General features: G+C 72.3%; 23 protein-coding genes. 12 read left to right on the top strand and 11 right to left on the bottom strand.

Features of this window, described 5'->3' with window-relative positions:
* Window positions 1-158: 158 nt before the first annotated feature.
* The 4 genes from J8M51_RS00575 (at window position 159) to J8M51_RS00590 (ending at window position 4,438) form a co-directional block, all read left to right on the top strand.
* Window positions 159-641, top strand: coding sequence for a hypothetical protein (locus J8M51_RS00575; protein ID WP_086754869.1), 483 nt, complete (start codon window positions 159-161; stop codon window positions 639-641).
* 153 nt (window positions 642-794) lie between these two features.
* A complete protein-coding gene (locus J8M51_RS00580) occupies window positions 795-1,853 on the top strand; it encodes a WD40 repeat domain-containing protein (protein WP_086754868.1) in 1,059 nt (352 codons plus the stop codon).
* Between the two features lie 15 nt (window positions 1,854-1,868).
* The gene (locus tag J8M51_RS00585; protein ID WP_086754867.1) at window positions 1,869-2,450 is read left to right on the top strand and encodes a hypothetical protein; all 582 of its coding nucleotides are present in this window, start codon (window positions 1,869-1,871) and stop codon (window positions 2,448-2,450) included.
* Window positions 2,451-2,593: 143 nt separating this feature from the next.
* On the top strand, window positions 2,594-4,438 hold the full coding sequence (locus J8M51_RS00590) for a WD40 repeat domain-containing protein (RefSeq protein WP_143673132.1): 1,845 nt from the start codon (window positions 2,594-2,596) through the stop codon (window positions 4,436-4,438).
* A gap of 36 nt (window positions 4,439-4,474) precedes the next feature.
* Here the strand turns inward: J8M51_RS00590 and J8M51_RS00595 are convergent, their stop codons facing one another.
* Window positions 4,475-5,086 (bottom strand): TetR/AcrR family transcriptional regulator, encoded by a 612-nt coding sequence (locus tag J8M51_RS00595; RefSeq protein WP_086754865.1) that lies wholly within the window; start codon window positions 5,084-5,086, stop codon window positions 4,475-4,477.
* 152 nt (window positions 5,087-5,238) lie between these two features.
* Here J8M51_RS00595 and J8M51_RS00600 point away from each other — a divergent pair, with 152 nt between their 5' ends.
* The 3 genes from J8M51_RS00600 to J8M51_RS00610 all read left to right on the top strand — a co-directional run bounded on the left by J8M51_RS00600 (window position 5,239) and on the right by J8M51_RS00610 (window position 9,495).
* Window positions 5,239-6,894, top strand: a complete 1,656-nt coding sequence (locus J8M51_RS00600; RefSeq protein ID WP_086754864.1) for an amidohydrolase — start codon at window positions 5,239-5,241, stop codon at window positions 6,892-6,894.
* Between the two features lie 81 nt (window positions 6,895-6,975).
* Window positions 6,976-8,463, top strand: coding sequence for an APC family permease (locus tag J8M51_RS00605; protein ID WP_086754863.1), 1,488 nt, complete (start codon window positions 6,976-6,978; stop codon window positions 8,461-8,463).
* 105 nt (window positions 8,464-8,568) lie between these two features.
* Entirely contained in the window at window positions 8,569-9,495 is a 927-nt protein-coding gene (locus tag J8M51_RS00610; protein ID WP_086754862.1) for a hypothetical protein, read from the top strand.
* 2 nt (window positions 9,496-9,497) lie between these two features.
* Here J8M51_RS00610 and J8M51_RS00615 read toward each other — a convergent pair whose 3' ends face one another.
* The 7 genes from J8M51_RS00615 to J8M51_RS00645 all read right to left on the bottom strand — a co-directional run bounded on the left by J8M51_RS00615 (window position 9,498) and on the right by J8M51_RS00645 (window position 15,566).
* Window positions 9,498-10,514, bottom strand: coding sequence for an MASE1 domain-containing protein (locus J8M51_RS00615; protein WP_086754861.1), 1,017 nt, complete (start codon window positions 10,512-10,514; stop codon window positions 9,498-9,500).
* A 70-nt stretch (window positions 10,515-10,584) separates the two neighbouring features.
* Window positions 10,585-11,427 carry a PP2C family protein-serine/threonine phosphatase gene (locus J8M51_RS00620; protein ID WP_086754860.1) on the bottom strand — a complete coding sequence of 281 codons (843 nt, stop codon included), beginning with the start codon at window positions 11,425-11,427 and terminating at the stop codon, window positions 10,585-10,587.
* An 85-nt stretch (window positions 11,428-11,512) separates the two neighbouring features.
* Entirely contained in the window at window positions 11,513-12,184 is a 672-nt protein-coding gene (locus J8M51_RS00625; protein ID WP_086754859.1) for an enoyl-CoA hydratase-related protein, read from the bottom strand.
* A 46-nt stretch (window positions 12,185-12,230) separates the two neighbouring features.
* Window positions 12,231-12,836 carry a TetR/AcrR family transcriptional regulator gene (locus J8M51_RS00630; protein WP_256964247.1) on the bottom strand — a complete coding sequence of 202 codons (606 nt, stop codon included), beginning with the start codon at window positions 12,834-12,836 and terminating at the stop codon, window positions 12,231-12,233.
* A gap of 201 nt (window positions 12,837-13,037) precedes the next feature.
* Window positions 13,038-13,718 carry an SDR family NAD(P)-dependent oxidoreductase gene (locus J8M51_RS00635; protein WP_086754857.1) on the bottom strand — a complete coding sequence of 227 codons (681 nt, stop codon included), beginning with the start codon at window positions 13,716-13,718 and terminating at the stop codon, window positions 13,038-13,040.
* Entirely contained in the window at window positions 13,715-13,867 is a 153-nt protein-coding gene (locus J8M51_RS00640; protein ID WP_179203012.1) for a hypothetical protein, read from the bottom strand. The genes J8M51_RS00635 and J8M51_RS00640 overlap by 4 nt, the downstream gene beginning before the upstream one ends.
* The gene (locus J8M51_RS00645) at window positions 13,854-15,566 is read right to left on the bottom strand and encodes an IlvD/Edd family dehydratase (protein WP_086754856.1); all 1,713 of its coding nucleotides are present in this window, start codon (window positions 15,564-15,566) and stop codon (window positions 13,854-13,856) included. The genes J8M51_RS00640 and J8M51_RS00645 overlap by 14 nt, the downstream gene beginning before the upstream one ends.
* Before the next feature lie 49 nt (window positions 15,567-15,615).
* On the opposite strand from J8M51_RS00645, the gene J8M51_RS00650 reads away from it, so the two are divergent.
* The 5 genes from J8M51_RS00650 (at window position 15,616) to J8M51_RS00670 (ending at window position 18,912) form a co-directional block, all read left to right on the top strand.
* Window positions 15,616-16,440: an IclR family transcriptional regulator gene (locus J8M51_RS00650; RefSeq protein ID WP_086754855.1), complete on the top strand. Its 825-nt coding sequence runs from the start codon at window positions 15,616-15,618 to the stop codon at window positions 16,438-16,440.
* 63 nt (window positions 16,441-16,503) lie between these two features.
* Window positions 16,504-17,364, top strand: a complete 861-nt coding sequence (locus J8M51_RS00655) for a fumarylacetoacetate hydrolase family protein (protein ID WP_267298889.1) — start codon at window positions 16,504-16,506, stop codon at window positions 17,362-17,364.
* A gap of 11 nt (window positions 17,365-17,375) precedes the next feature.
* The gene (locus J8M51_RS00660) at window positions 17,376-18,407 is read left to right on the top strand and encodes a zinc-dependent alcohol dehydrogenase (RefSeq protein ID WP_086758697.1); all 1,032 of its coding nucleotides are present in this window, start codon (window positions 17,376-17,378) and stop codon (window positions 18,405-18,407) included.
* Window positions 18,404-18,637: a hypothetical protein gene (locus J8M51_RS00665; protein ID WP_256965457.1), complete on the top strand. Its 234-nt coding sequence runs from the start codon at window positions 18,404-18,406 to the stop codon at window positions 18,635-18,637. Before J8M51_RS00660 ends, J8M51_RS00665 begins: the two co-directional genes overlap by 4 nt.
* Window positions 18,613-18,912, top strand: coding sequence for an SDR family NAD(P)-dependent oxidoreductase (locus J8M51_RS00670; protein ID WP_256965456.1), 300 nt, complete (start codon window positions 18,613-18,615; stop codon window positions 18,910-18,912). The genes J8M51_RS00665 and J8M51_RS00670 overlap by 25 nt, the downstream gene beginning before the upstream one ends.
* Here J8M51_RS00670 and J8M51_RS00675 read toward each other — a convergent pair.
* Genes J8M51_RS00675 through J8M51_RS00685 form a run of 3 tightly spaced genes read right to left on the bottom strand, consistent with a single transcriptional unit; the run spans window position 18,812 to window position 23,741 of the window.
* Window positions 18,812-20,938: a beta-galactosidase gene (locus J8M51_RS00675; RefSeq protein ID WP_086758699.1), complete on the bottom strand. Its 2,127-nt coding sequence runs from the start codon at window positions 20,936-20,938 to the stop codon at window positions 18,812-18,814. The genes J8M51_RS00670 and J8M51_RS00675 overlap by 101 nt on opposite strands.
* Window positions 20,935-22,473 (bottom strand): glycoside hydrolase family 43 protein, encoded by a 1,539-nt coding sequence (locus tag J8M51_RS00680; protein WP_086758701.1) that lies wholly within the window; start codon window positions 22,471-22,473, stop codon window positions 20,935-20,937. The genes J8M51_RS00675 and J8M51_RS00680 overlap by 4 nt, the downstream gene beginning before the upstream one ends.
* On the bottom strand, window positions 22,470-23,741 hold the full coding sequence (locus J8M51_RS00685; RefSeq protein WP_256965451.1) for an MFS transporter: 1,272 nt from the start codon (window positions 23,739-23,741) through the stop codon (window positions 22,470-22,472). Before J8M51_RS00685 ends, J8M51_RS00680 begins: the two co-directional genes overlap by 4 nt.
* Window positions 23,742-23,751: the final 10 nt, after the last annotated feature.

Here is a 23,751-nt window from a genome sequence, read left to right on the forward strand (position 1 = left end):
CTGACAATCACCCCGGGCGACTCCCTCCGGCGTACGCCGAGTCAAGCCCGGCGACCTGGGGCGACGCATCCGGGGAACCACGTAATCGCGGTACGTACTACCGGCCGGTCATCAGGAGGGAGTTAAGTTGTTCTCCTGCTGCCCGGGAGAAGACGTACGTGCCCCTCGACGACCGACCCGCTCGGGATCTGCTCCGTCAACTCGACGACCCGGACCACCTGGAATTCCCACGCGGATACGATCATGCCGCCGCGCGAGCGAGGTTCGACCGGCTCGCGATCCGCCTGGACCGGCGATTCCGGTGCATCTGCAGCGTCGACCGGGGCGTCCAGGATGCCAGCCACCACGGGACGATCGTCATCCCCGACACCGCGGCGGCCAGTGGAGAGCGCATCACCGTGACCGTCAGCAACTTCGGGAACCTGACAGCGGTGGCCCTGGGCAACCCCGGCAGCTACGACGAGGACGAGGAGAGCATCCTCTTCGAGACCGCCGACCGTCGCCGCATCGAGGACGAACTCGAAGCGCTCGGCTACACGGCCGTCTCCGAGCATCTGCTCCGGGCCCGATACGACGGCGTCGGCAAGCTCGGCTCCTCCGTCGTCCGGACCTGGTGGGACCGCTTCTTCGACTACCTGTGAGATCACTCCGGGCGGCGCCGGCCATGTCGGCCGGGCGCCGGCCGTGGCGTGGTACGGCCGGGGGCGAGGACCGTCGAGAGGAGCCGGGGCGGGAACTTCCGGGTGGGTCCGGGCGGCTTCGGCCGCGAAAATGGCAGCTCTATCATCTCGTCCATGTCCGACGGCCCGGGCGCTGACCTGCCCTCCCGACTTCGGTCCACCCTGACCGGCCACGAACACGGCGTCTGGTCGCTGGCGACCGCCGTGGTGGACGGCCGTCCTGTCGCCGTCACCGGCGGCCACGACGAGACGGTCCGCATCTGGGACCTCGCCGACGGCCGACCCGTGGGCGGTCCCCTGGTCGGCCACAACGGCCTGGTTCACGACGGCGAAGTGTGGGCGGTTGCCACGGCCACGGTCGACGGTCGTCCCGTCGCCCTGTCCGGTGGCGGAAGCACGCGCATACACCTGTGGGACCTGACCACGGGCCTGCACATGGCCGAACCGCTGGACCACGCCGTCGGCCACATGTGCGCGGCGGCGACGACAACTGCGGTGGACGGACGCCCTGTTGCCGTCACGGGTCATGCCGACGGCGCGGTACGGATGTGGGACCTGGCCGGCGGGAATCAGATCGGTGAGCCCCTGGCTGGCCACACCGACTGGGTGGAGGCGGTGGCGACAGCCGTGGTGGACGGCCGGCCCGTCGCCGTCACGGGCAGCAACGACACCACCGTACGGGTGTGGGACCTGACCGACCGGACTCAGATCGGTGAGCCTCTGACAGGCCACACCGACGAGGTGCGCGCCGCTGCGACAGCCGTGATCGACGGTCAGGCCGTCGCCGTCACGGGCGACTCCGACGCAACGGTACGCGTATGGGACCTGGCCACCGGTCAGCCCGCAGCCGAACCCCTGGACGTGCACTCCGCGGTGGGCTCGCTGACGACAACAGTGGTGGGGAGCCGTCCCGTCGCCCTGGCCGGCACCGCGGACGGCACGGTACGGATCTGGGACCCGGTCACCGGCCGGCCGATCGGTGAGCCCCTGAAGGGGCACCGGGGCATGGTCTGGGGAGCGGCGACTGCCGTGCTGGACGGCCGACCCGTCGCCGTCACCGGCGGCAACGACAGGACCGTACGGGTCTGGGACCTGACCGGGCTCGCGGCGCCCGACCGAGCTGAGCACCGCCCGGTCACCGGACACGGCGGGGCCTTCGCCGCGGGTGGGTGAGACGCTGTCGCCGTGATGGAACGGAAGACTTTCCGGACGCATCTCCGGCAGTCCGCCACCGGCCTCCTGGAGCGCGTCCCCGACCGACTGAAGGGCGAGATATACGTCCTGGCTTTCAATGTCTGGCGCCTCGACGCCGACAACCGCCACCCGTACGTGGAGATCGGCTACAACACCGAGAGCCGGTACGAGGAAGCGATGCGCCGGGGTGATTCCGATCCCTGGGAGGTGCGCTGGAACTATGCCTTCTGGATCCTCGACGGCTTCGACAGGCTCGGGAACGTCCCCGAGGACCCGGCCGGCGGCCCGCTCCACGAGGAGGAGGCCCGGGAGCTCGGCATCTGGTACGACGGCGACTTCGATCTCACCCGGATGCTGGCGGACGATGAGCTCCGCGCCAAGTCCCGCCTCCTCGAACGCCACTTCCAGGACGCCGTTGTCGACCTCGCCCGCCATCTCCACGCGAGCGGCACCCTCCGGAGGATCTTCGGCCGCCCGCTGCCCGTGGTCGTGTTCGACATGGACTGCCCGGGCTGGGAGGAAGAGGCCACCAAGGCCTCCAACCCGCCCGAACTGATCGAGGACTTCTTGGGGTGAACCCGGTCTCCCGCGCCTGCTCCCGCGCCTTCGCGACGGAGCACGAGTGCGAGTACGTGGAACTACGTAACTCGCTACGGGGACCCGCTTGGGAGGGTTTCCGCAAGCGAGAAGGAGCCGCGGGCACAACTACAGTGCCGGTCATGTCTGGTGATCTTCGGGGTGGCGGGCAGGGCGGCGATCCTGGCCTGGCGGATGAGTTGCTGGCGGATCCCGGATACCTGGTGACCGCGGATCCGGAGCGGGTGGTCGCGCTGCTGGATCTGGCGTCGGCACCCGAGGGGCGCCTCGCGGCGGCGGTGTACCGTGCGTCGGCGGGTGCGCACCATGACGCCGGCGCGGCTGCCCGGAGGCAGATCCTGTCGGTGGACGCGGCCCGCTACGGGAGCCGGGACCTGTCCGATCGCATCGCCGCCGTCGAGATACCGGGCGTACCGAGCCTGCGGTGGCGGGTGGAGTGGGCCACCGGATCGCAGGTCCACCCCGGATTCCTCGGCCATCTCGGCCACCTCCACGACGACGTCGGCGACTGGCCGCCGCCGGTCGTGGCGGTCGACGGCCGACCGGCCACGATCACCCGCGTTGACGGCGCCTTGCGCCTGTGCGACCTGGCCACGGGCGAGGAGGTCGCCCGGGCCCCCCTCACCGGTTCCGCACGCGGCACGGCGACGACGGCCGTGGTCGACGGCCGGACGGTCGAGGTCAGCTGCGACGGACCCGGGAACCTGCCGCGGGTTCTCGACCCTTCCACCGGCGAACCGCTCGGCGTGCTGCCGACCGACGGCACGTGCGGCCCGGCGATGTACCACCTGGACTCGGTCACGGTCCACGGCAGGCCCTACGTCCTCGGCGGTGACGAGAAGAGGGTGGCCGTGTGGGACCTGACCACCCGGACACTGGTCGGTGAGCTGGAGACCGACAGTGACGATCTGCTGTCATGGGCGGTCGTGACGCTCGACGGCCGGCCTCACGTGGTCACCGGGAGCTTTCTCGGCAAGGTCGAAGTGTGGGACCTCGCCACCTGCGAACGGATCGGCGCGGGCCAGGGCGAGGACGGCGAGCTGCGGCTGACGGCGGCGGCGACGATCGGCGGACGCCCTCATGTGCTCACCGTCGGCTGCAACCCGTACGTGGGGACGCCGCTGGACACGATCGGCGTGTGGAGCGTCGACCCGCTCCGGCAGACCGGCCGGATCCCCGCCGAGGCGCAGACGGTGGAGACGACCGCCCTCGGCGACCACTGCTATGTCGTCGCCGACGCCGGCGTGGTGTGGGCCCTGTCCGCCGCCGAACCGGTCGGCCCACGAGCCCCGGGCCACAGCGCGACCGTGACCGCCGCGACGACGACGGTGCTCGACGACCGGCCGGTGGCGGTCACCGGCAGCTATGACGAGACCTTGCGTCTGTGGGACCTGGCCACCGGCTGCCCCGTCCGCCCGCCGCTGTCCACCGACACGGAGGAATACGACGGCGTGACGCAGGTGCACACGACACTGATCGACGGCCGCCCCTACGCCGTGACCGCCCACGACAGCGGCTACGACGAGTACGAACGGGTGTGGGACCTGGCCGCCGGCGAGGAACTCGCCGACGGCTCCCGGCCCGCGGGGATGAGCGAGCCGATGCTCGGTGACGACCGTTTCGCGCCGTCGCTGCCGGTCAACGGCCGTACGTACGCCGTGTCGTTCTCCGCCTACGCCGTGCCCGCCCTCCGGTTCCGTGACCTGGACACCGGGCGGGAGGTTGAGGAGGGCCCGCTCGGTCCGACGGGCAGAGTGACCGGGTTCGCCGCCGGCAGGATGGACGGCCGCCCGGTCGCGGTGGTCGCGGCCCCGCGCCAGGTACGGGTGTGGGACCTCAGCGGCGAGAGGGCCGCTGTCACCGACGAACTCGTCTTCCCGCAGAACGTCGGCGCGGTGGCCGTCACCCCGCGGGGACAGCTCCTGGTCGGCTTCGGCAACGACATCGCCGTACTTCGCCGTCATTGACCACAGTGGCCCCTGGCAGCGCGGTCACGGCACAGGTCAGCGGCGCAGCAGGTCGCGGAATCCGGTGAGCAGGGCCCGCAGCCCGAGGTCGAAGGCGAGGGTGGCGCGGCTGCTGTCGGCGGGGGTCCGGTCGAGTACGGCGCTGAGATGCGGGGTCGTGTCGCGGGCGACGTCGGGGACCATCACGGGCGGCGCCACCAGGTCGAGGGCGGAACCGAGGACGAAGCTCTCCAGTGCGGTGATCAGCGGCATGACCTCATGCGTGGCGAAACCGGCGTCCAGGAGCAGCTCCGCGACCTTCTCGTACATGGCGTGCATGAAGGGTTCGGCCAGCGGCGCGGTGGCGAGCAGGGGTACCGCCCCGGGGTGGGCGGCGAAGGCGGCGAGGTAGGAGCGGGCCCAGCCTTCCAGGGCCTTCTCCCAGGGCTGTGACCAGTCCTGGTCGTCTCCGGTCGTCAGGGCCAGTTCCTCGCGCATCAGCGAGATGATGTCGTCGCGGCCGGCGACGTGGTGGTACAGCGCGGACGGGGCGACGCCCAGCGCTCTGGCCAGGGCCGGGATGGAGAGCGCGCCTTTCTCGTCGGCCAGGCGCAGTGCCGCGGCACCGATGCGCCGACGGTCCAGCAGGGGTGTGCGCGGCCGTCCCACGGTGGCTCCTCGTCCTCGTCTGTCGTAACCCAGACGTTACCGAATGGCATTCAGTAAAACTCTTCCCAGTCGCCTGGGCGGCGCCTACATTACCGGAAACCGAACACCTTTCAGTTAGGTGGTCGGCCGAAGGAAAGGCACCGCCACACGCCATGCACGCCGACATCGTCTTCACCGGAGGGACCGTCCGGACCGGGGCATCGGACGCCCCCGCCCACGACGCCCTCGCCGTCACCGGCGGCAGGATCACCGCCCTCGGCGCACAGGCGCTGGCCGCCCGGGGACCGCGTACCACCGTCGTCGACCTGGCCGGCGGGGCGCTGCTGCCGGCCTTCGGCGACGGACACGCGCACCCGGTGATGGGAGGACTGGGGCTGGCCGGGGTTCCGGTCCGGGACCGCGGAAGCGTCGAGGAGATCGTCGAGACCGTACGGGGCTGGGCCGCCGAACACCCGGAGACGGAGTGGATCACCGGTGACGGCTTCGACCCGTGGCTCGCCCCCGACGGCCGGTTCGACGCCCGGTGGCTGGACGCCGCCGTACCCGACCGTCCCGTCGTCCTGCGCACCATGGACCACCACACCGCCTGGGTGAACAGCGAGGCGCTGCGCCGGGCCGGGTACACCGCCGCGACCCCGGATCCGGCGGGCGGGGAGATCCTGCGCCGCGACGGATCCGCCGAGCCGCTGGGCACCTTGCGCGAGTTCGGTGCCCTCGGCCCGGTGCTCTCCCTCGTCCCCACGGCGTCCCACGAGGCGCAGGTGGCGGCGCTGCGCGAGGCCGCCGCCCGGTTCGCCGCGGCCGGCGTGACCTGGGTGCAGGACGCCTGGGTCGAACCGCACCAGGCCGACGTCTGGGTCACCGCCGCGACCACCGAGCCGGGACTTCCGCTACGGGCCGACCTCGCCTTCGTCCTGCAACCCGACGGCTGGCGCGAGCGCGTCCTGCGGTTCGCGGCGGACCGGGACAGGGTGGAGAGCTCCGCTCCCGGGCTGCTGACCGCGCGGAGCGTGAAGTTCTTCACCGACGGCGTCATCGAGGCCGGCACCGCCGCCCTCCTGGAGCCCTACACCGACTGCCCGCACTCGCACGGCATCGCCAACTGGTCCCCCGAGGAACTCGCCGAGGCCGTCACCGCCGTCGACGCTCTCGGCTTCCGCGCGCACCTCCACGCCATCGGCGACGGCGGAGTCCGGGACGCCCTGGACGCGATCGAGGCCGCCGCCCGTGCGGGCGGCGCCCGCGACCGCCGTCCGGTCATCGCCCACGCCCAGCTCATCCACCCCACCGACCTGGCCCGGTTCGCCGCACTCGGCGTGGTCGCCAACCTCCAGCCGCTGTGGGCCCAGCCCGACCCCCTCATGACCGAGCTGACCCTGCCGAGGATCGGCCCGGACCGCGGCGGGCGGCAGTACCAGATCGCCGCCCTGCTCGCCTCCGGCGCCCGGCTCTCCTTCGGCAGTGACTGGCCGGTCACCGCCCATGAACCCCTGCGGGGCATCGCCACCGCTGTCACCCGCCAGACGCCCGAGGGTGTTCCCGAGGGCGGCTGGCTCCCCGAGGAGCGGATAGACATCGACACCGCCCTCGCCGCCTACTCCGCGGGATGCGCCCACCAGGCGTTCGAGGAGAAGGAATGGGGCGTACTGCGCCCCGGAATGCGCGCCGACCTGGTGCATCTAGCCGCCGACCCGGCCGGGACCGCCCCCCGTGATCTCGCGAACCTCCCCGTCCTCGGCACCTGGCTCGCCGGCAGGCGTACCCACGATGCCGCCACTCCCCACAGCATGCGCGCCGGGAGACGATAGACCCACGTCGTCGTCACGACCGGTCCGCGTCTCCCGGACATCCGCCCGCTCCTCGACCACCCACACCACGCGGAGACCTCCATGACCGAGCCACTCGTCCCCACCGCTCCCCAGCAGTCCCCACCGGCCGCCGGGAGCGATCAGAGCCACCACCTCCAGCGCGGCAGCCTCGGCGTGACCGACATCGTCTTCTTCGTCGTCGCCGCGGCCGCCCCGCTCACGGTGATGGCCGGCGTCGCACCCCTCGCCATCCTCTTCGGCGGCATCGGCGCCCCGGTCGCCTATCTCGCCGTCGGTGTGCTGCTGGTCCTCTTCGCGGTCGGCTTCACCGCGATGACGCCGTACATCCGCAACGCCGGTGCCTTCTACTCGTACATCGCCCGAGGTCTCGGACGTCCGGCGGGGCTGGGGGCGGCCTTCCTCGCGGTGTTCTCGTACAACTCCCTCCAGATCGGCATGTTCGGCGCCTTCGGCTTCTTCGCCTCCACCACCGCCAACGACATCCTCGGTGTCGACCTGCCCTGGCCGGTGTACGCCTTCGCCGGGATCGCCGTCGTCTGGTTCCTGGGCTTCCGCTCCATCAACCTCGGCGCCAAGGTCCTGGCCGCGCTGCTGATCGCGGAGACCGCCATCCTGGTGCTGCTCGCCGGCGCGGTCCTGGTCAAGGGCGGCGCGAACGGGCTGAGCCTCGACTCCTTCGCCCCCTCGAACGTCTTCGTCTCGGGGATGAGCGGACCGCTCGGTCTCGCCGTCGCCGCGTTCATCGGCTTCGAGGCCACCGCCATCTACCGCGAGGAGGCCCGCCACCCCGACCGCACCGTGCCCCGCGCCACCTATCTCGCGATCGGCTTCCTCGGCCTCTTCTACGCCTTCATCGCCTGGATCATCGTGCAGGCGTTCGGCAGCGACCAGGCCGTCGCCGTCGCCGCGCAGAACCCGGCGGAGATGTTCTTCACCGCCATGACCCAGTACGTCGGCGGCTGGGCGACCGACGTACAGCGCGTCCTGATCGTCAGCAGTGTGCTCGCCGCCCTCCTCGCCTTCCACAACGCCATCACCCGCTACCTGTACGCCCTGTCCGCCGAGCGGGTCGCCCCCGCGGCGCTGGGCCGCGTGCACCCCCGGCACGGCTCGCCGTGGGTGGCCGGTATCGCCCAGAGCGGCCTGGCCGTCGTGGTCGTCGCCGTCTTCGCCGTCATCGGCGTCGACCCGTACACCAAGTTCTTCCTGTGGGTGAACACCCCCGGTGTGGTCGGCATCCTCGTCCTGCAGGCACTGGCGGCCTTCGCCGTGGTGGCCTTCTTCCGCCGCAACCCCGCCGAGCACGGCGAGGGACGGACACGCACCCTGTTCGCGCCCGCCGCGGCCGGTGTCCTGCTCACCGCCGTCACCGTGCTGGTCTGCAAGCGCCTGGACCTGTTCACCGGCGCCGACGCGACCGTCAACTGGACACTGGTCGCGCTCACCCCGGCGGTGTTCCTGGCCGGCATGGCCCTCGCCGCACGCATCCGCCGCGCCCGGCCCGACGTCTACGCCAAGCTCGCCACCACCGACGTCGACGCCACCTGACGTGCGCACGGCGGCGGTCCCGGCCCCGGCTCGCGGGCCGGAACACGGGACCGCCCCGCACGCACGCCGACCCCACGAGACGCCCCACGAAGAGGGTGAACGGTCATGATCCTCGGCCTGGGCAGAAAGCCGGCACCGCGCCTCGCCCCGGAACTCGACGACACCGAACTGGGCCGCGCATGCCGGCGACTCACCGGCAGGGGCACCTCACGAACCCTCGCCGCCCCGATCATCGAGCGGCTTCTCGGGAACACCGGCCGCGACTGGGACCGCCGGGCCCATCGGCTGGCCGCCCTGGCCGCCGTGACCCGCCCGAGCACCCAGCGCTCCTGGGCCGAGCTGTGTCCCGACCGCCCCGAGGCACACACCCTGTCGGCCTGGGGAACCCTGTCCCGCGGCACACGCACACCCTTGTCCCACGACGAGTTCGAGCAGGCCTTCCGGTCCTGCGCGGCGGCGGCCCGCCTCGACCCCTACGACCCCGGCCCGTGGGTGGTACGTCTCGGGCTGCTCCGCCAGTGGCGCAGGCCGCGCACGGAGGTCTTCCCCGTCTGGCGGGAGATCGTCGCACGAGACCCGTGGCACCGCGAGGCTCATCTGCAGATGTACGGCTACCTCTCGCCCCGGGAATGCGGCTCCCTCTCCCAGGCCATGGACTTCGTCGACCAGGTGAGGGCCACGGCACCGCCCACGGCACCGACAGCCGGCCTCCCGCTGCTGCCGTTGATCGACCGCTACCACACCGCCCGGTCCAAGGGCGGTGTCCAGGCGCTCACGGCCGACCGCCTCTGGAGCGGGTACGAAGCCACCAGGTTCCTGGAAACGGCACAGGCCTCCTGGCCCGAGCCGGGCCACCTGCCGTACGCGGCGGCCGTCGCCGACCTCAACCTGCTGGCCTACGCCCTCTGCGCCGCCAGAGAACCGGCCCGCGCCGCCCCGGTCTTCCGCGCCATCGCCGGCATCGTCACCCCCTTCCCCTGGGGACACGACGGCGCCGACCCCGTCCTGGCCTTCTCCGCCGCCCAGCGCTGACGCTACGGACGACGGTGTCCGTTGCGGTGATCGGGGTGCGGCGGCCGGGACCGCCACGGGTCGAGGGGTTCTTCCGGGGCGAGCCGGGACAGCGCCTCGGTCAGGCGCTCGCAGGCCTCCCCGATCTCCCGGAGTGTGCGTTTGCGCTCGGTGATGAACGCCGAGAGCACGAGCGCGGTCAGTGACACGGTGCCGTTGAAGGTCTGCAGGATGACCATCTGGGCGAGGAGATCGTGACCGGCGAAGGGACCCACCCCGGCGGACCCCGCGCCGACGGCGATCACGGAGGCGATCAGCGCGCAGGGCGCGGCTCCGGCCAGCTGGAAGCGGAAGGCCGCCCAGATCAGGAAGGGCCCTACGAGGAAGAGAAGGTTGACCGTGCTGTGGGTGGCCACCATGGTGACCGCCGTCGTCCCGCCCAGCAGGGCGACCGCCTCGGCCCAGCGCAGAGCGGGTACACCGCGGGGCAGGCGTGCGGTCCGTACGGCCAGCAGGAACGGCGCGATCACCAGCACTCCCATCGCGTCGCCCGTCCACCACACCGCCCAGGTGGGCCAGAACTCGTGGGCCGCCAGCGCGCCGGAGACCGTCAGCGCGCCCGTGCCGACCGTGGCGCTGACCAGCATTCCGCCGAGGGCCCCGAGGAAGACCAGCGCCAGCGCGTCCCGCAGCCGGTCGAGGGCGGTACGGAAGCGCACACGCCGCAGGAGAAGGCAGGCGCACACCGGGGCGAGCGTGTTGCCGACCGTGATGGCGAGCACGGGAAGGATCGACGGTCCGAGTTCCACGTTCACCAGGAACGCTCCGAGCGCGATCCCCGGCCACACACGCGGTCCCCACAGCAGCAGGGCGACGAGCGCGATGCCGGTGGGCGGCCAGAACGACGTGACCTGCCCGCGCACCAGCTCCTGCTGGAGCCCGATCCGCCCGCTGACGTAGTAGGCGCCCACGACGGCAGCCAGCCGCAGACCCTCGGTGACGTACGGCCGGAGCCGCTGCCCGCGGGCCGCGTCGGTCATCCCCGGCCGCCTCGGCGGCGAGCGCGGACGGGGCCCGCGACCCCGTCGTCGTACGGGCTGAGCATGCCGCTCACCCTTCGTCCTGCCGCTGTCCCCGAAGCCCTCCGTGGCGGAGGACGAGGACCGCGGCATCGTCGCGGTGGCCGGTGCGACCCGCCACCTCGACTATTCTCCCGGCCAGCTCGTCAGGATCGCCACGGCAGGCGTCGCGGGCGAGCGAGGCCACGCGTGTGAGACCTTCCTCGATCGGGTGGCCAGGGCCTTCCACGACCCCGTCGGTGAGCAGCACGACCACGCCCACGCCGGTCAGCGGACGGCGGGTCGACGGGTAGGTCTCGCCGGACTGGATGCCCAGCGGCAGACCACCGTCGCTCAGCACGATGTCGCAGCGGCCGTCGGCGTCGGCCCACACGGCGGGGACATGTCCGGCGCGGGCCTCGGCGAGTTCGCCCGTGACCGGGTCGAAGCGGAGGAAGGAGCAGGTCACGAAGAGTCCGGAGTCCATGGCGACGAGCAGGTCGTTGGTACGTCGGAGCACGTCAGCCGGATCGGTGGTGGCGGTCGCGACGGCGCGCAGACAGATACGCACCTGCCCCATGAGTGCCGCCGCCTCGACATCGTGACCCTGCACGTCCCCGATCGCGAATCCCACCGAGCCGTCCGACATGGGGAAGCCGTCGTACCAGTCGCCCCCGATGTCCAGTCCCACCCGCGCGGGCGCGTACCGTCCCGCGGCGTGCAGGGAGGGCAGGACCGGCAGCCGGGCGGCGAGCACCTGCCGCTGCAGCTCGGTGGCCAGCTCGACGCGGGCCTGCTGGAACGTGACCCGGTCCAGGACCCGCCCGGTCAGATCCTCCAGCTTCCGCAGCAGCTCCCCGGTGTCGATGGACGAAGCGGTGCGTCGGTGAGGCACGGCATCACACTCCGGCCTTCTCTCGGAGTCGCGCCCTATGTCAGATCTTCACGGTACCCCTGATGCCGCTCCCCCTCGTGTGCCGTCAGCCGAGGGGGCCCACGGGGTCGCGCAGGACGGTCAGGGCGGGCGCGTACATGCGGGCCTTGATGGTGCCGAGGGTGTCACCGGCCTTGTTCACCTGGGCCTGGGCGAGTTCGACGGCGGTCGCGCGGACGGCGTCCTCGGCGACCGCGTGGTCGACGATGCCGGCGGCAGCGGCGTCGGCGCCGCCGTAGCGGTGGGCGGTGACCATGGCCCGGTGCGCGGTCTGCGGAGCCAGCCGGGCCTGGATCAGGGCGGCCATGCCGGGGGTGAAGGGGATGTTGATGTCCGCCTCGGGCAGGCACCAGTAGCCGCGGTCGGCGCGCATGACGCGGAAGTCGTGGGCCAGGGAGAACATCGCGCCGGCGGCGAAGGTGTGGCCCTGCAGCGCGGCCACGGTGATCAACGGCAGCGACAGCGTCCGGGCGAACAGTCCGTGGACGGAATCGACGTAGTCCTGGTACTGGTCGGCGTGGGCGAACAGCCAGTCCAGGTCGAGGCCGTTGGAGTAGAACTTGCCCGTCGCGGCGGTGACCAGGGCCCGGGGGCCGTCCGCCTTCTCCACCTCGTCCAGGGCGGCGCCGACGGCGGCGAGCCAGTCGGGGTGGAAGCGGTTCTCGCCGTCTCCGAGGTCGAGGACGAAGACGTTGTCGTGACGTTCGAGTGTGGGCATATCGGCTCTCTCACAAGGGGGTCGGACGGAAGTCGGAAGTCTGTGCTCACTGCCCGGGTCCGGTGCCGGGCCGGTCGCGCAGGGCGCCGGCCAGGAGGTCGTGGATCTCGGTGGCGGCCGCCTCCAGCGGGGCCGTGCTCCGTTCGGCGCGGCACATGATCACCGCGCCTTCTACCGCGGCGACGACGAAGGCGGCGAGCCGCTTTCCGCGCTGTTCGGGCAGGCCGTGCCGGAGGAAGAGGGCGGCCAGTGCCTCCTGCCAGCGGGCGAACACGGCGGCGGCGGAGCGGGCGAGGTGCGGGGCTTCGTCGTTGGTCTCCACGGCCACCGCCACGATCGGGCAGCCCGCCCGGAAGTCGCTCTCCACGAGGCGCTCGCGCCACAGCCCGAAGAACGCGTCGACCGCCTCCACGGGGTCGTCGGCCCGTGCGGCGGCGTCGATCAGACCGGCGATGAAGTCGCCGGCGAGCGCCACCGCCTCGTCGATCAGCTGCGTCCGACCGCCGGGGAAGTGGTGGTAGACCGAGCCCCTGGGGGCACCGCTGTGTGCCAGTACCCGGTCGATGCTCGTCGCGCCGGCGCCGTACACCCGCAACAGCTCGGCGGCGCTGAGCACCATCCGCTCACGGCTGTCGCTCCTGCGGGGGCTCATGCGGCCACCGGCCCGGCAGCGGCCCGGTACACGGCCATGCGGCCGGCTGTCGCACCACAGGACATGGCGAGTACCACCCTTCCTCGACTCCGGCGACGAGGCGCCCTCAGCGGGCTACCAGGTAGTAACTTATGGTCTATGGCATAGAACATGCAAGTGCCCACAGCAGCCGTCTGGCCACGCGCTCGAAAGTCGCGGGTGTCAGTAGGTCGCCCGCCCTCCGCTGATGTCGTAGACCGCGCCGGTGGAGAAGCTGACCCGGTCCGAGGCGAGGAACGCCACCAGTTCCGCCACTTCTTCCGGGCGGCCGATCCGTCGCATGGGGATGAGGCCGGTGATGTGGTCGAGCACGTCGGGGGCCGTGGCGGCGTTCATGGGAGTGGCGATGACCGCCGGGGTGATGACGTTGACGAGGACACCGCTGGTGGCCAGTTCCTTGCCGGCCGACTTGGTGAGGGCGATCACGGCGGCCTTGGAGGCGGAGTAGGCGGAGAGGTTCGGGTTGCCGTCCTTGCCCGCCATGCTGGCGAAGTTGACGACGCGGCCCCAGCCCCGGTCCCGCATCCCGGGGAGGAAGACCCGCATGGTGTTCACCGTGCCGAGGACGTTGACGTCGAGGACGCGGCGCCATTCCTCGGTGGTGGTCTCGGTGAGGGGTTTGTTGGGGCCGACGATCCCGGCCGAGTTGATCAGTACGTCCACCGGACCGAGCTCCTCGCGGAGGTGGCGCAGTGCCTGTTCGTCCGTCACGTCCGCGCAGACGTCGGCGCCCTCGATGTCCAGGGTGGTCACCCTCACTCCCTCGGCCCGGAGCTTTTCGGCGGCGGCTGCCCCGAGTCCACCGGCGCCTCCGGTGACGAGGGCTGTCCTGCCGGCTGTCATGACTCTCCCGTGGCACGCGAGGGACTTGGGGTGGCGCTCGTCCGCTGCGGGTCGGCGCCCCGGGCCGCGCTCTTCCGGGTGGCCATGGTGTCGGGCACCAGCAGGCGGTGCGAGGCGTCGGCGGTGAGGAGATCGTCAGTGCGACTCACGGCTGACCTCGGAGCCGCTGGAGCCGGTGAGGAAGTCGAGGTCTGCGCCGGTGTCGGCCTGCAGGACGTGGTCGACGTAGAGGCGTTCCCAGCCTCGGCGGGGTGCGGCGAAGCCGTCGACGGTGGCCTGGTCCGGCTTGCGCGCGGCGAGTTCGGCGGCGGGTACGTCGACGTCGATGCGGCGGGCCTCGACGTCGAGGGTGATGACGTCGCCGGTGCGGACGAGGGCGAGAGGGCCCCCGGCGGCGGCTTCCGGGGCGACGTGCAGGACGACCGTGCCGTAGGCCGTGCCGCTCATCCGGCCGTCGCAGACCCGGACCATGTCACGGACGCCCTGTTCGAGGAGCTTTCGCGGCAGGGGCATGTTGGAGACCTCGGGCATGCCCGGGTAGCCCTTGGGGCCGCAGCCGCGCAGCACGAGGACGGAGTCGGCGTCGACATCGAGGTCAGGGTCGTCGATCCGGGCCCGGAAGTCCTCGATGGAGTCGAAGACGACGGCCCGGCCCCGGTGCTGGAGGAGGTGCGGGGAGGCGGCGGCCGGTTTGACGAGCGCGCCGTCGGGGGCGAGGTTGCCGCGCAGGACCGCGATGCCGCCCTCGGCGACCAGGGGTTCGGCGCGCGGGCGGATGACCTCTCGGTCCCAGATCCCGGCGTCGTCGAGATGGTCGACCAGCGGCCGGCCCGTGACGGTCAGCGCGTCGGGGTCGAGCAGGTCGCGGACCTCGCGCAGTACGGCGAGCAGGCCTCCGGCGCGGTGGAGGTCCTCCATGAGGAAGCGTCCGGCGGGTTGCAGGTCGACGAGGACCGGCACCCGGGAGCCGATGCGGTCGAAGTCGTCCAGCGACAGCTCCACGCCCAGACGGCCGGCGATGGCCAGGAGGTGGACGACGGCGTTGGTGGAGCCGCCGATCGCGGCCAGCGCGACGATCGCGTTGTGGAAGGAGGCCTTGGTCAGGAAGGTGCCCGGCCGCCGGTCGGCGCCCACCAGTTCCACGGCCAGCCTGCCGGTGTGGTGCGCGGCCTCCAGCAGCCTGCTGTCGGGGGCGGGTGTGCCCGCCACACCGGGGACCACCGTGCCCAGCGCCTCGGCGACCAGCGCCATCGTCGACGCCGTCCCCATCGTGTTGCAGTGCCCCCGGCTGCGGATCATCGCCGACTCGGAGCGGGTGAACTCCTCCTGCGACAGCGTGCCCGCCCGGACCTCCTCCGACAGCTGCCACACCCCGGTGCCGCAGCCCAGCAGCCCGCCGCGGAAGGTGCCGTTGAGCATCGGCCCGCCCGGCACCACGACCGCCGGGAGGTCCACCGAGGCGGCGGCCATCAGCAGCGAGGGGATCGTCTTGTCGCAGCCGCCGAGGAGGACGACCCCGTCGACGGGGTTGGCCCGCAGCATCTCCTCCGTGGCCATCGCCGCCATGTTCCGCCACAGCATCGCGGTGGGCCGCACGTTCGTCTCGCCCAGCGACACCACCGGCAGGTCCAGCGGGATGCCGCCCGCCTCGTAGACACCGTTGCGCACCGAGGCCGCGACCTCGTTCAGATGCGCGTTGCAGGGGGTCAGGTCGGAGGCGGTGTTGGCGAGGGCGATCTGCGGCCGTCCCGTGAAGGCGTCGCCCGGTACGCCCCGCCGCATCCACGCCCGGTGGATATAGGCATTGCGGTCCTGTCCCCCGTACCACTGCGCGCTGCGGAGCGTCACCCGGAATTCCTTCCAATAATCGGTACGGCGATCTAAGGTTTGGAACGCCATGAAGCATACGCAGACAGACGACGGATCGACAGACCCCGGCGAGGACCGCGCGGCAGGCGCCGACAGCGGTCGGCTCGTCGGCTCGGACCGCGTGCTCGCCGTCCTCAGGGAGCTCGCGCGCCACCCCGGCGGGGTGGGCCTGGACGAGCTGACCCGGGTGATCGGCAGCCCCAAGCCGACCGTGCACCGGGCGCTCGGCGCGCTGCGCCGGGCCGGGCTCGCCGGCCAGGACGCGAACAGCCGCTATGTCCTCGGGGACGAGTTCCTGCGGATGGCCTTCGCCCACCACGAGGCCCGCCCCGACCATGTCCGGGTCCGTCCGGTACTGGAGGCGCTGGCCCACCGGTTCGGGGAGACCGCGCACTACGCGGTGCTCGACGGCCGGGAGGTCGTCTACCGCGCCAAGGTCGACCCGCCGACCGGTGCCGTCCGGCTGACGTCCACGATCGGCGGGCGCAACCCCGCCCACACCACCGGAGTCGGCAAGGTCCTGCTCGCACGGCGGTTGGTGTCGGCGGCGGAGGTCGAGCGCTGGATCGGCGACGCCCCCCTGGAGCCGAGGACACCGCGGACGCTCGTCATGACCGCCGATCTGGACCGGGAGCTGAGGGCCACGCGGGAGCGGGGCTACGGAGTCGACGACCAGGAGAACGAGCAAGGGGTCAACTGCCTCGCCCTGCCCGTCTATCTGACCTCGCCGACCGTGCCGTCCGGAGCCGTGAGCATCAGCGCCCTCGCCTACCGCACCCCCCTGGCATCGCTCGTCGACTCGCTCGACGAGATCCACGCCCTGCTCGGCCCTCTCGGCGAGCCCCACAGCTGACCCCCGACCCGCCTCGCCCCGCCCGGCAGTTCGTCCGGCGCCCCTCCCCCTGGAGTAAGACCCGTGTATCTCATGCGTATCGGCGCCCCCGGCGCCGAGAAGCCCGTCGCCCGCCTCGACGACACGACGTACGTCGACCTCTCCGACGTCGTCGCCGACTTCGACGAGGCGTTCTTCGGATCCGGCGGCCTCGACCGCGTCCGCCCCGTCGTCGCCGAGCGGGCGGCGGCGGGCCGGGTGTCCCGCTTCGCCGGAGAGCGGATCGGCGCCCCGATCGCCCGGCCCCACCAGATTCTCTGCATCGGCCTCAACTACCGTGACCACGCGGCCGAGAGCGGTATGCCCGTGCCCGACGAGCCGATCCTGTTCACCAAGTCGCCCAACACCCTGATCGGCCCCCGTGACGACGTGCGTATCCCGCGTGGCTCGACCAAGACCGACTGGGAGGTCGAACTCGGCATCGTGATCGGCCGGCGCACCAGCTACCTGGACTCCGTGGAGGAGGCCCGCGACGCCATCGCCGGGTACGTCGTCGTCAACGACGTCAGCGAACGCGCCTTCCAGCTGGAGCGCGGCGGACAGTGGGCCAAGGGCAAGTCCGCCGAGACCTTCAATCCCGCCGGGCCGTGGCTGGCCACCGGCGACGAGATCGCCGACGTCCTCGACCTCGGCATGTGGCTGGACGTCAACGGGGTACGGCGGCAGACCGGCAGCACCAAGACGATGATCTTCGACCCGTACTTCATCGTGCACTACCTGAGCCAGTTCCTGGTCCTGGAGCCCGGCGACCTCATCAACACCGGCACCCCGCCCGGCGTCGGCATGGGCCTCACCCCGCCCGTCTACCTCCGGCCGGGCGATGTGATGGAGCTGGGCATCGACCGGCTCGGCACCCAGCGCCAGCACGTGCTCGGTCCCCGGTGAGCCCTCGCCTGATGCGCGCGTTCGTCCTCACGGCCGCCGGCGCCTACGAGGTCCTCGACCTCCCGGCGCCGACGCCCCTCCCCGGCGAGGTGGTCGTGGAGGTCGAACGGGTCGGCGTGTGCGGCACCGACGTGGAGTTCTTCACCGGTGACATGGCCTACCTGCACCAAGGGCACTCGACGTACCCGATGCGGCTGGGCCACGAATGGGCCGGGCGCGTGACCGCCGTCGGGGACGGCGTCGACCGTGGCTGGCTCGGCCGCCGGGTCATGGGCGACACCATGATCGGCTGCGGCGCCTGCCGCCGCTGTCTGCGCGGCCACCAGCATGTGTGCGAACACCGTACGGAGGTCGGCGTCCGTGGCCGGCCCGGCGCCCTGGCCGAGCAACTCGCCGTACCCGACTCCTCGTTGCACACACTGCCCGACTCGGTCGACCCGACCCTCGGCGCACTCGTCGAGCCCGGCGGGAACGCCCTGCGCGCCGCGCGGGCCACCGGGGCGGGGCCCGGGGACCGCGTCCTGGTCCTGGGCCCGGGCACGATCGGCCTGCTGGTCGCGATGTTCCTCCGTGCCACGGGCGCCGAGGTACATCTGATGGGTGCCACCGAGAGTTCCCTGTCCTTCGCCCGCTCGCTCGGTTTCGGGCACGTCTGGGCCGAGGACACCGTCCCGGACCTGCCGTTCGACTCCGTGGTGGACGCCTCGAACGCCGCCCGGCTGCCGGCGCGGGCGCTGGAGCTGGTCGAACCCGGCGGACGGATCGTGTACATCGGGCTCGCGGGACAGCCGAGCACCATCGACACCCGTGTCCTCGCGCTCAAGGACGTCACGGCCGTGGGCATCCTCTCCGCGTCCCCGGGACTCGCCGCCACCATCCAGGCCTACGCCGACGGATCGGTGGACCCGAGGCCCCTGGTCGCCGCCACGGTGGGCCTCGACGAGGTGGGCCCGGTCCTCGCCGGTGAGCGCCCGGCGGGGACCGGGCCCGGCCCCAAGATCCATGTCGATCCCCGTCTGGGCCGGACGACGACGGACCGGTGAGCGACGTCCACGACGTCGGAGCGATCGTCACCGGCGGCGCCGGCGGTATCGGCGCCGCCACGGCCGCCCTCCCGCGGGAGCGCGGTGCCCGCGTGGCCGTTCTGGACCTGCGCACGGACGGCGCACCGGCCGGGGTGCACGCCCTGCCCTGCGCATCACCGACCCGGCAGCGGTCGACGAAGCCGTCGCCACCGCCGCGGGTCCGCTGGGCTCACTCGACGTGCCGGTGAACAACGTGGGGATCGGGGCGGTCGGTGACATCGCCGACAACGACGACACCGAATGGGCGCGCGTCCTCGACGTCGACGTCACCGGAATCGCCAGGGGCACCCGGGCCGCGCTCCCCCGTATGCTCCACTCACCTGTAGAGCCGCGACCGCCGCACGGCTGTCGCCACCACCGCGCTACCTGCGCGGTTGTGCCCCCGGGATGTCCGTGTCCTCATCTTCCCGGGCGAGGACACGGACGTCCCAGGGCCCCAGTTCCAGGACGTCGTCCTCGGTGAGGGCTCGAGCGCCGACCACGTCCCGGAACCGGGCGGGAAGCCGGACGTGCTCGGGCCTCCAGGACCAGTTGTGCAGGAAGTGGACGCGCCGGCCGTCGGACGCGGTGGCACCCGTTGCGGTCACGCTCGCTGGCAGGTCCGGCCAGGCCCCGAACGGCGCCGGGCACGCCCAGGCCATCAGCGTCCTGGCGAAGGTCTCGTCGGGCACGGTGCCGACGTAGGTGATGCGGCCCTCGCCGACCACGCGCGTGGTGGCGGCGGGCCAGCGGCCGAAGTGGGGGTGGTCGTAGCGCGCGAGGACGGTGGCGTCGTCGACGACGAGGCAGTCGGCCCACCGTGTGGCCGCGGCCGTCCCGTCGAACGCCAGGCCCTCATGGGCGACTACGGGCACCGGCCCGTCCAGGTTGCCGAACTCCTCGTAGCGGACACCCGAGGCGGTGGCCAGCCGGGCCGGCATGACGTCGGTGCGGGCACGGCCCTCCTCGTCGCCGTACCCGGTGCGCGGTCCCAGGATCAGATGGCCGCCCTCCTCCGCGTAGGCCCCGAGCCAGTCGAGCGTCCGGTCGTCGGCCAGGTACAGGCCGGGCACGACCAGCACCCGGTGCTGCCGAGCGGCCCGCGCGGGAGGCGTGTCGGCGAGTTCCCGGGCGTGCACGACGCGCGCCTGGAGCCGGGCGTCGAACGCGCCTCGGTGGAAGGGGTCGAACAGGGCGTCGTACGCGTCGGGGTCGGGGCTGCCGTCCGGGTGGGCGAGCGGGGGGTACTTCTCCATCAGCCACTTGGTGGGGCGCGAGAAGACCAGGGTGACGTCCGCGTCCGGGACCAGGTCCACCACCAGGTCCCCGGCCGCCTCGAACTCGGCGCCGATACGGGCCACTTCCTTGTGGATCCGACCCGGTCGGCCGCTGTGCGGCAGCACACCGCCCCAGAAGGTCTCACCGCCGAAGTGCAGGGTGTGCCAGTGCCAGTACTCGATCATCCGCGCGCCCCGGGACACGAACGCCCATGCGGCCTGGCGGAGCTGCCCGTCGTACGGGGGACGGTTCTCGAACGGGCCGCCCACGCCGCCCGCGTTGGTCTCGGTGACGAGGAAGGGTTCCTGGCGGGAGGCGTACATGCGGTCGGCCTTCAGATACAGGCCGCTCGGGCCCATGGCCTTCCACGGGTGCCGGGCGGGGACGTCCGCGCCGGGCAGGGCCAGTGCGTCCTGGGTCTCGTAGTAGGCGTTGCCCGAGGAGACGTCGAGGGCGTCGGTCATCGTGTCGTCATCGACCGCGGGGCGACCGTAGTCGATGCAGGTGGTGACGAACTGTTCCGGGCGCGCGTACTCCCGTACCAGGTCGGCCTGCCAGGCGATGTACTCGTTGACCTGCCGGGCCTGGAACTGCCGCCAGGCAATGTCGTACTGGGGCTGGGCGTTGCCGTCGGGCGTCCAGAGGTCGGCCCAGGTGGAGAGCCGGTGCGACCAGTACACCAGGCCCCACTCACGGTTGAGGGTCTCCACGTCGCCGTACCTCGCCCGCAGGTGGTCGACGAAGCGCTCGAACACCCCGTGGTTGTACAGGAGTTCGTTGCCGGGTTCGTTGTCGACCTGGAAGCCGATGACCGCCGGGTGGCCGGCGTACCGTTCGAGGATGCGGCGGATCACCCGCTCGGCGTGGAAGCGGAACGCCGGATGGGTGATGTCGGCCTCCTGCCGGGCGCCCCAGGGGATGCGCCGGCCGGTGCCCCGCTCCCCCGCGATCTCCGGGTACTGCCGGGCGAGCCACGGCGGCACCGCGTACGTCGGGGTCCCCAGGAGGACGGAGATGCCGCGCTCGTGGGCGCCGTCCAGGACGGGCTGGAGCCAGTCGAGGTCGAAGCGGCCGTTGTCCGGTTCCCAGGTGGACCAGACGGACTCGCCGACCCGGATGACGGTGAAGCGGGCCTCGGCCATCAGGTCGAGGTCGTCCTTGAGGCGGTCGTACGGCTGGTACTCGTGGTAGTAGGCCGCGCCGAACAGGACGCGGCGAGGCAGCGAGGTCATGAGGAGCCCTCTCCGTGGTAGCGGAAGTCGGCGAAGTGGACAGTGCCGTGCTCGGCGAACACGCCGGTCACCCGGCCGGTGAAGGGGGATGCCAGTTCGACGGACCAGAAGCGGCCGTCCAGTTCGGCGAGGGCCGTCTCGGTGCCGGACTCGTCCACGGCGACGAGCCGGATCGTGTCGCCCGGCGGGAGCCAGGGCACCCGGTGCGGCTCGGGGGCTCGGGTTTCGAGCCGCAGGAGTACCTGCCGGCCCGGCACCTCGGCGGTCCAGGTCCGGGTCAGTGACGGCAGGTTGCCTCGTGCCGTGACCAGGAGGCCGTCGCCGGACGGTGCCCGTTCGGCGACCAGGGTGACCGTGTTCCGCTCGTCGAAGCGCAGCCCGAGTCCACCCCTGCCGTCAGCCGGGTCGACGCGGGCCTCGAACACGCTGCTCAGATGGCGCTGCCGGCGGCCGACGAAGTCGGGCCGGAAGGTGTCCAGGCCGCCGGAGTCCGCGCTCACGGTCAGGTGACCGGGCCGCACATCGGGGGAAGCGACGTCGGCGGGGGCTCGCCCCACCGCCAGCCAGCCGGGGTCGGCCAGTGCGGCCGGGTCGGTGAACTCGAAGTACTCGTCCAGTGGTTCAGGGCGTGGGCTCACCTCCACGGGCGCCGGGCACGGCCAGTCGTCGACCCATTCCACGCCGGTGACGTACGTCTCCCGGCCCAGGGGCGAGGCCTTGCCCGCGATGCGTGTGCCGAGCAGCACCAGGACGTCCTCGCCGTGCGGGCCGCGGACCAGGTCGGCGTGGCCGGTGCACTGGACGGAGCGGGCGGTGCCCGAGGCGCACAGGACCGGGTTTCCCGGGGCTCCTTCGAACGGCCCCTCGATGCCCGGCCCCCGGGCGACGCTCACGGCGTGGCCGTACCCGGTGCCGCCCTCCGCGATCATCAGGTACCAGTGGTCGCCGCGCCGGAACAGGTGCGGTGCCTCGGGTGCGACCAGGCCCGTTCCGGACCACAGTTCCCGGGGTTCCTCCAGCGTCCGTCCCCCGGTGAGGTCGACACGGGCCTGGAGGATGCCGCGGTTCTCGACGACCGTCGTCCCGTCCAGGTGCAGGCCGCTGTAGGTGACGTACGCGGCGCCGGTCTCGTCCCAGGCCAGATCCGGGTCGATGCCGGTGATTCCGTCGAGGGTGGTGCCGTCGCTCCAGGGCCCGGCCGGGTCTGCGGCGGTGAACACGACGCAGCCGCGAGGGCTGGTGGCCACCGTGACGATCACATGGAAGAGGCCGTCGTGGTGACGGATGGTCGGGGCCCACACGCCCCCGGAGTCCGGCACGTTCGCGATGTGGACCTGCTCCTCGCGGGTCGCCACGTTGCCGATGTGCTCCCAGGTGACGAAGTCGGTGCTGCGGTAGAGCGGCAGTGCCGGCAGGTACTCGAACGACGAGGTGACCAGGTACCAGGTGCCGTCGACGAGGACACAGCTGGGGTCCGGGTTGAACCCCGGGATCAACGGGTTCGGAAACGTCCCGGGTGTGGCCGGTCGTGTCATGGGTGGTCGTGCCTTTCCGTGTGGGGGACGGTTCCGGGAGGAGCGGGCGGACGCTCCGCGTCGTCCGGTGACGCCGGGGGCCGGTCCGTGCCGCCGGTCTCCGTGCCGCCGGTCCCCGCGCCTTCGGGTGAACCGGGATCCCCCCGCCCGGGCCGCGTCCACGGTTCGCAGACGAACGCCGCGAGCAGGGCGAGCCCGCACGCCGCGACGAGCGGAGCACGCGCCCCCCACTGGGTGATCAGCAGACCGCTGAGTGCGGTACCGGCGACGTTTCCGGCGGCGAACATGCTGTTCATCCACCCGAACGCCTCGGCGGCCGCGCCTTCGGGCGCCGTCGCGGACAGTCGCTCGAACAGGCCGGACATCGCCGGGGCGACCGTGAGCCCCCAGAAGAAGAGCAGGACGGTCAGGGTGAACTCGCCGGTGGCGAGCGGCAGGACGGCGAGCCCCGCCGCGAGGAACACCATCAGGTGCCGCAGCCGTGCCCGGTGGTTCTTGCGTGTGCCGTGGATCAGTCCGCCGACGAGGGACCCGAGGCTCCCGACCGCGATCACGAAGCCCGCCTCCGCGGACACCTGCCGCCCGCTCACCAGGGCCACCACGCCGAGCACCTGTCCGGCCAGCGCACCGGTCAGCAGGAATCCCGCCGCGAAGAGACGCGGCAGGCCAGGTCGCCGCAGCAGGGCCCCGGCCTTCGCGGGAGCCGCCGAAGCGCGACCGGCTTCCGCGTTGCGGTCCCGCACATAGGCGAGCGTTCCCGCGAGGACCAGTGCGCCGCAGGCGCCGAGTGCGAGCCGGGGCCCACCGAACACCGCGAGCGACGACGTGACCACCGGCCCCACCACGAAGATCACTTCTTGTGACGTCGCTTCGAGCGCGAAGTAGGTCCCCCGTTGGCCGGAACGCAGCAGCGTCGGCAGGGCCGCCCTGACCGCCGACGTCATCGGCGGTGTGCAGAGCCCGAGGAACAGGGACAGTCCCACCAGCGGCACGGGCCGTGGCGGCGCCAGGAGCAGTGCCGCGATGCCCACCGTGTGCAGCACGGTGGTGGCGGTGAGGACCCGGCGTCGTCCGTGGGCGTCGGCCAGTCTGCTCAGCAGTGGCCCGGCGACGACCGCGCCGGCCACCCCGGCCGCCGACACGGCGCTGTAGACCGGGTAGCTCGCGTGCTCGGTGGTCAGCATCATCAGGGCCAGGCCGGTCATGCCCTGGTGGAAGCGGCCCACGATCGACGTGACGAACAGCCAGGACACCGAGGGAACCCGCATGATGTCCCGA

It is taken from the genome of Streptomyces griseiscabiei, from assembly GCF_020010925.1.
Lineage (GTDB): Bacteria > Actinomycetota > Actinomycetes > Streptomycetales > Streptomycetaceae > Streptomyces > Streptomyces griseiscabiei.

Excerpts from the sequence above, each read along its gene's own strand:
- J8M51_RS00580 (WP_086754868.1), top strand. The coding sequence starts at position 795 with ATGTCCGACGGCCCGGGCGCTGACCTGCCCTCCCGACTTCGGTCCACC.
- J8M51_RS00585 (WP_086754867.1), top strand. The coding sequence starts at position 1,869 with ATGGAACGGAAGACTTTCCGGACGCATCTCCGGCAGTCCGCCACCGGC.
- J8M51_RS00590 (WP_143673132.1), top strand. The coding sequence starts at position 2,594 with ATGTCTGGTGATCTTCGGGGTGGCGGGCAGGGCGGCGATCCTGGCCTG.
- J8M51_RS00600 (WP_086754864.1), top strand. The coding sequence starts at position 5,239 with ATGCACGCCGACATCGTCTTCACCGGAGGGACCGTCCGGACCGGGGCA.
- J8M51_RS00605 (WP_086754863.1), top strand. The coding sequence starts at position 6,976 with ATGACCGAGCCACTCGTCCCCACCGCTCCCCAGCAGTCCCCACCGGCC.
- J8M51_RS00610 (WP_086754862.1), top strand. The coding sequence starts at position 8,569 with ATGATCCTCGGCCTGGGCAGAAAGCCGGCACCGCGCCTCGCCCCGGAA.
- J8M51_RS00615 (WP_086754861.1), bottom strand. The coding sequence starts at position 10,514 with ATGACCGACGCGGCCCGCGGGCAGCGGCTCCGGCCGTACGTCACCGAG.
- J8M51_RS00625 (WP_086754859.1), bottom strand. The coding sequence starts at position 12,184 with ATGCCCACACTCGAACGTCACGACAACGTCTTCGTCCTCGACCTCGGA.
- J8M51_RS00630 (WP_256964247.1), bottom strand. The coding sequence starts at position 12,836 with ATGAGCCCCCGCAGGAGCGACAGCCGTGAGCGGATGGTGCTCAGCGCC.
- J8M51_RS00635 (WP_086754857.1), bottom strand. The coding sequence starts at position 13,718 with ATGACAGCCGGCAGGACAGCCCTCGTCACCGGAGGCGCCGGTGGACTC.
- J8M51_RS00650 (WP_086754855.1), top strand. The coding sequence starts at position 15,616 with ATGAAGCATACGCAGACAGACGACGGATCGACAGACCCCGGCGAGGAC.
- J8M51_RS00660 (WP_086758697.1), top strand. The coding sequence starts at position 17,376 with ATGCGCGCGTTCGTCCTCACGGCCGCCGGCGCCTACGAGGTCCTCGAC.
- J8M51_RS00675 (WP_086758699.1), bottom strand. The coding sequence starts at position 20,938 with ATGACCTCGCTGCCTCGCCGCGTCCTGTTCGGCGCGGCCTACTACCAC.
- J8M51_RS00680 (WP_086758701.1), bottom strand. The coding sequence starts at position 22,473 with ATGACACGACCGGCCACACCCGGGACGTTTCCGAACCCGTTGATCCCG.
- J8M51_RS00685 (WP_256965451.1), bottom strand. The coding sequence starts at position 23,741 with ATGCGGGTTCCCTCGGTGTCCTGGCTGTTCGTCACGTCGATCGTGGGC.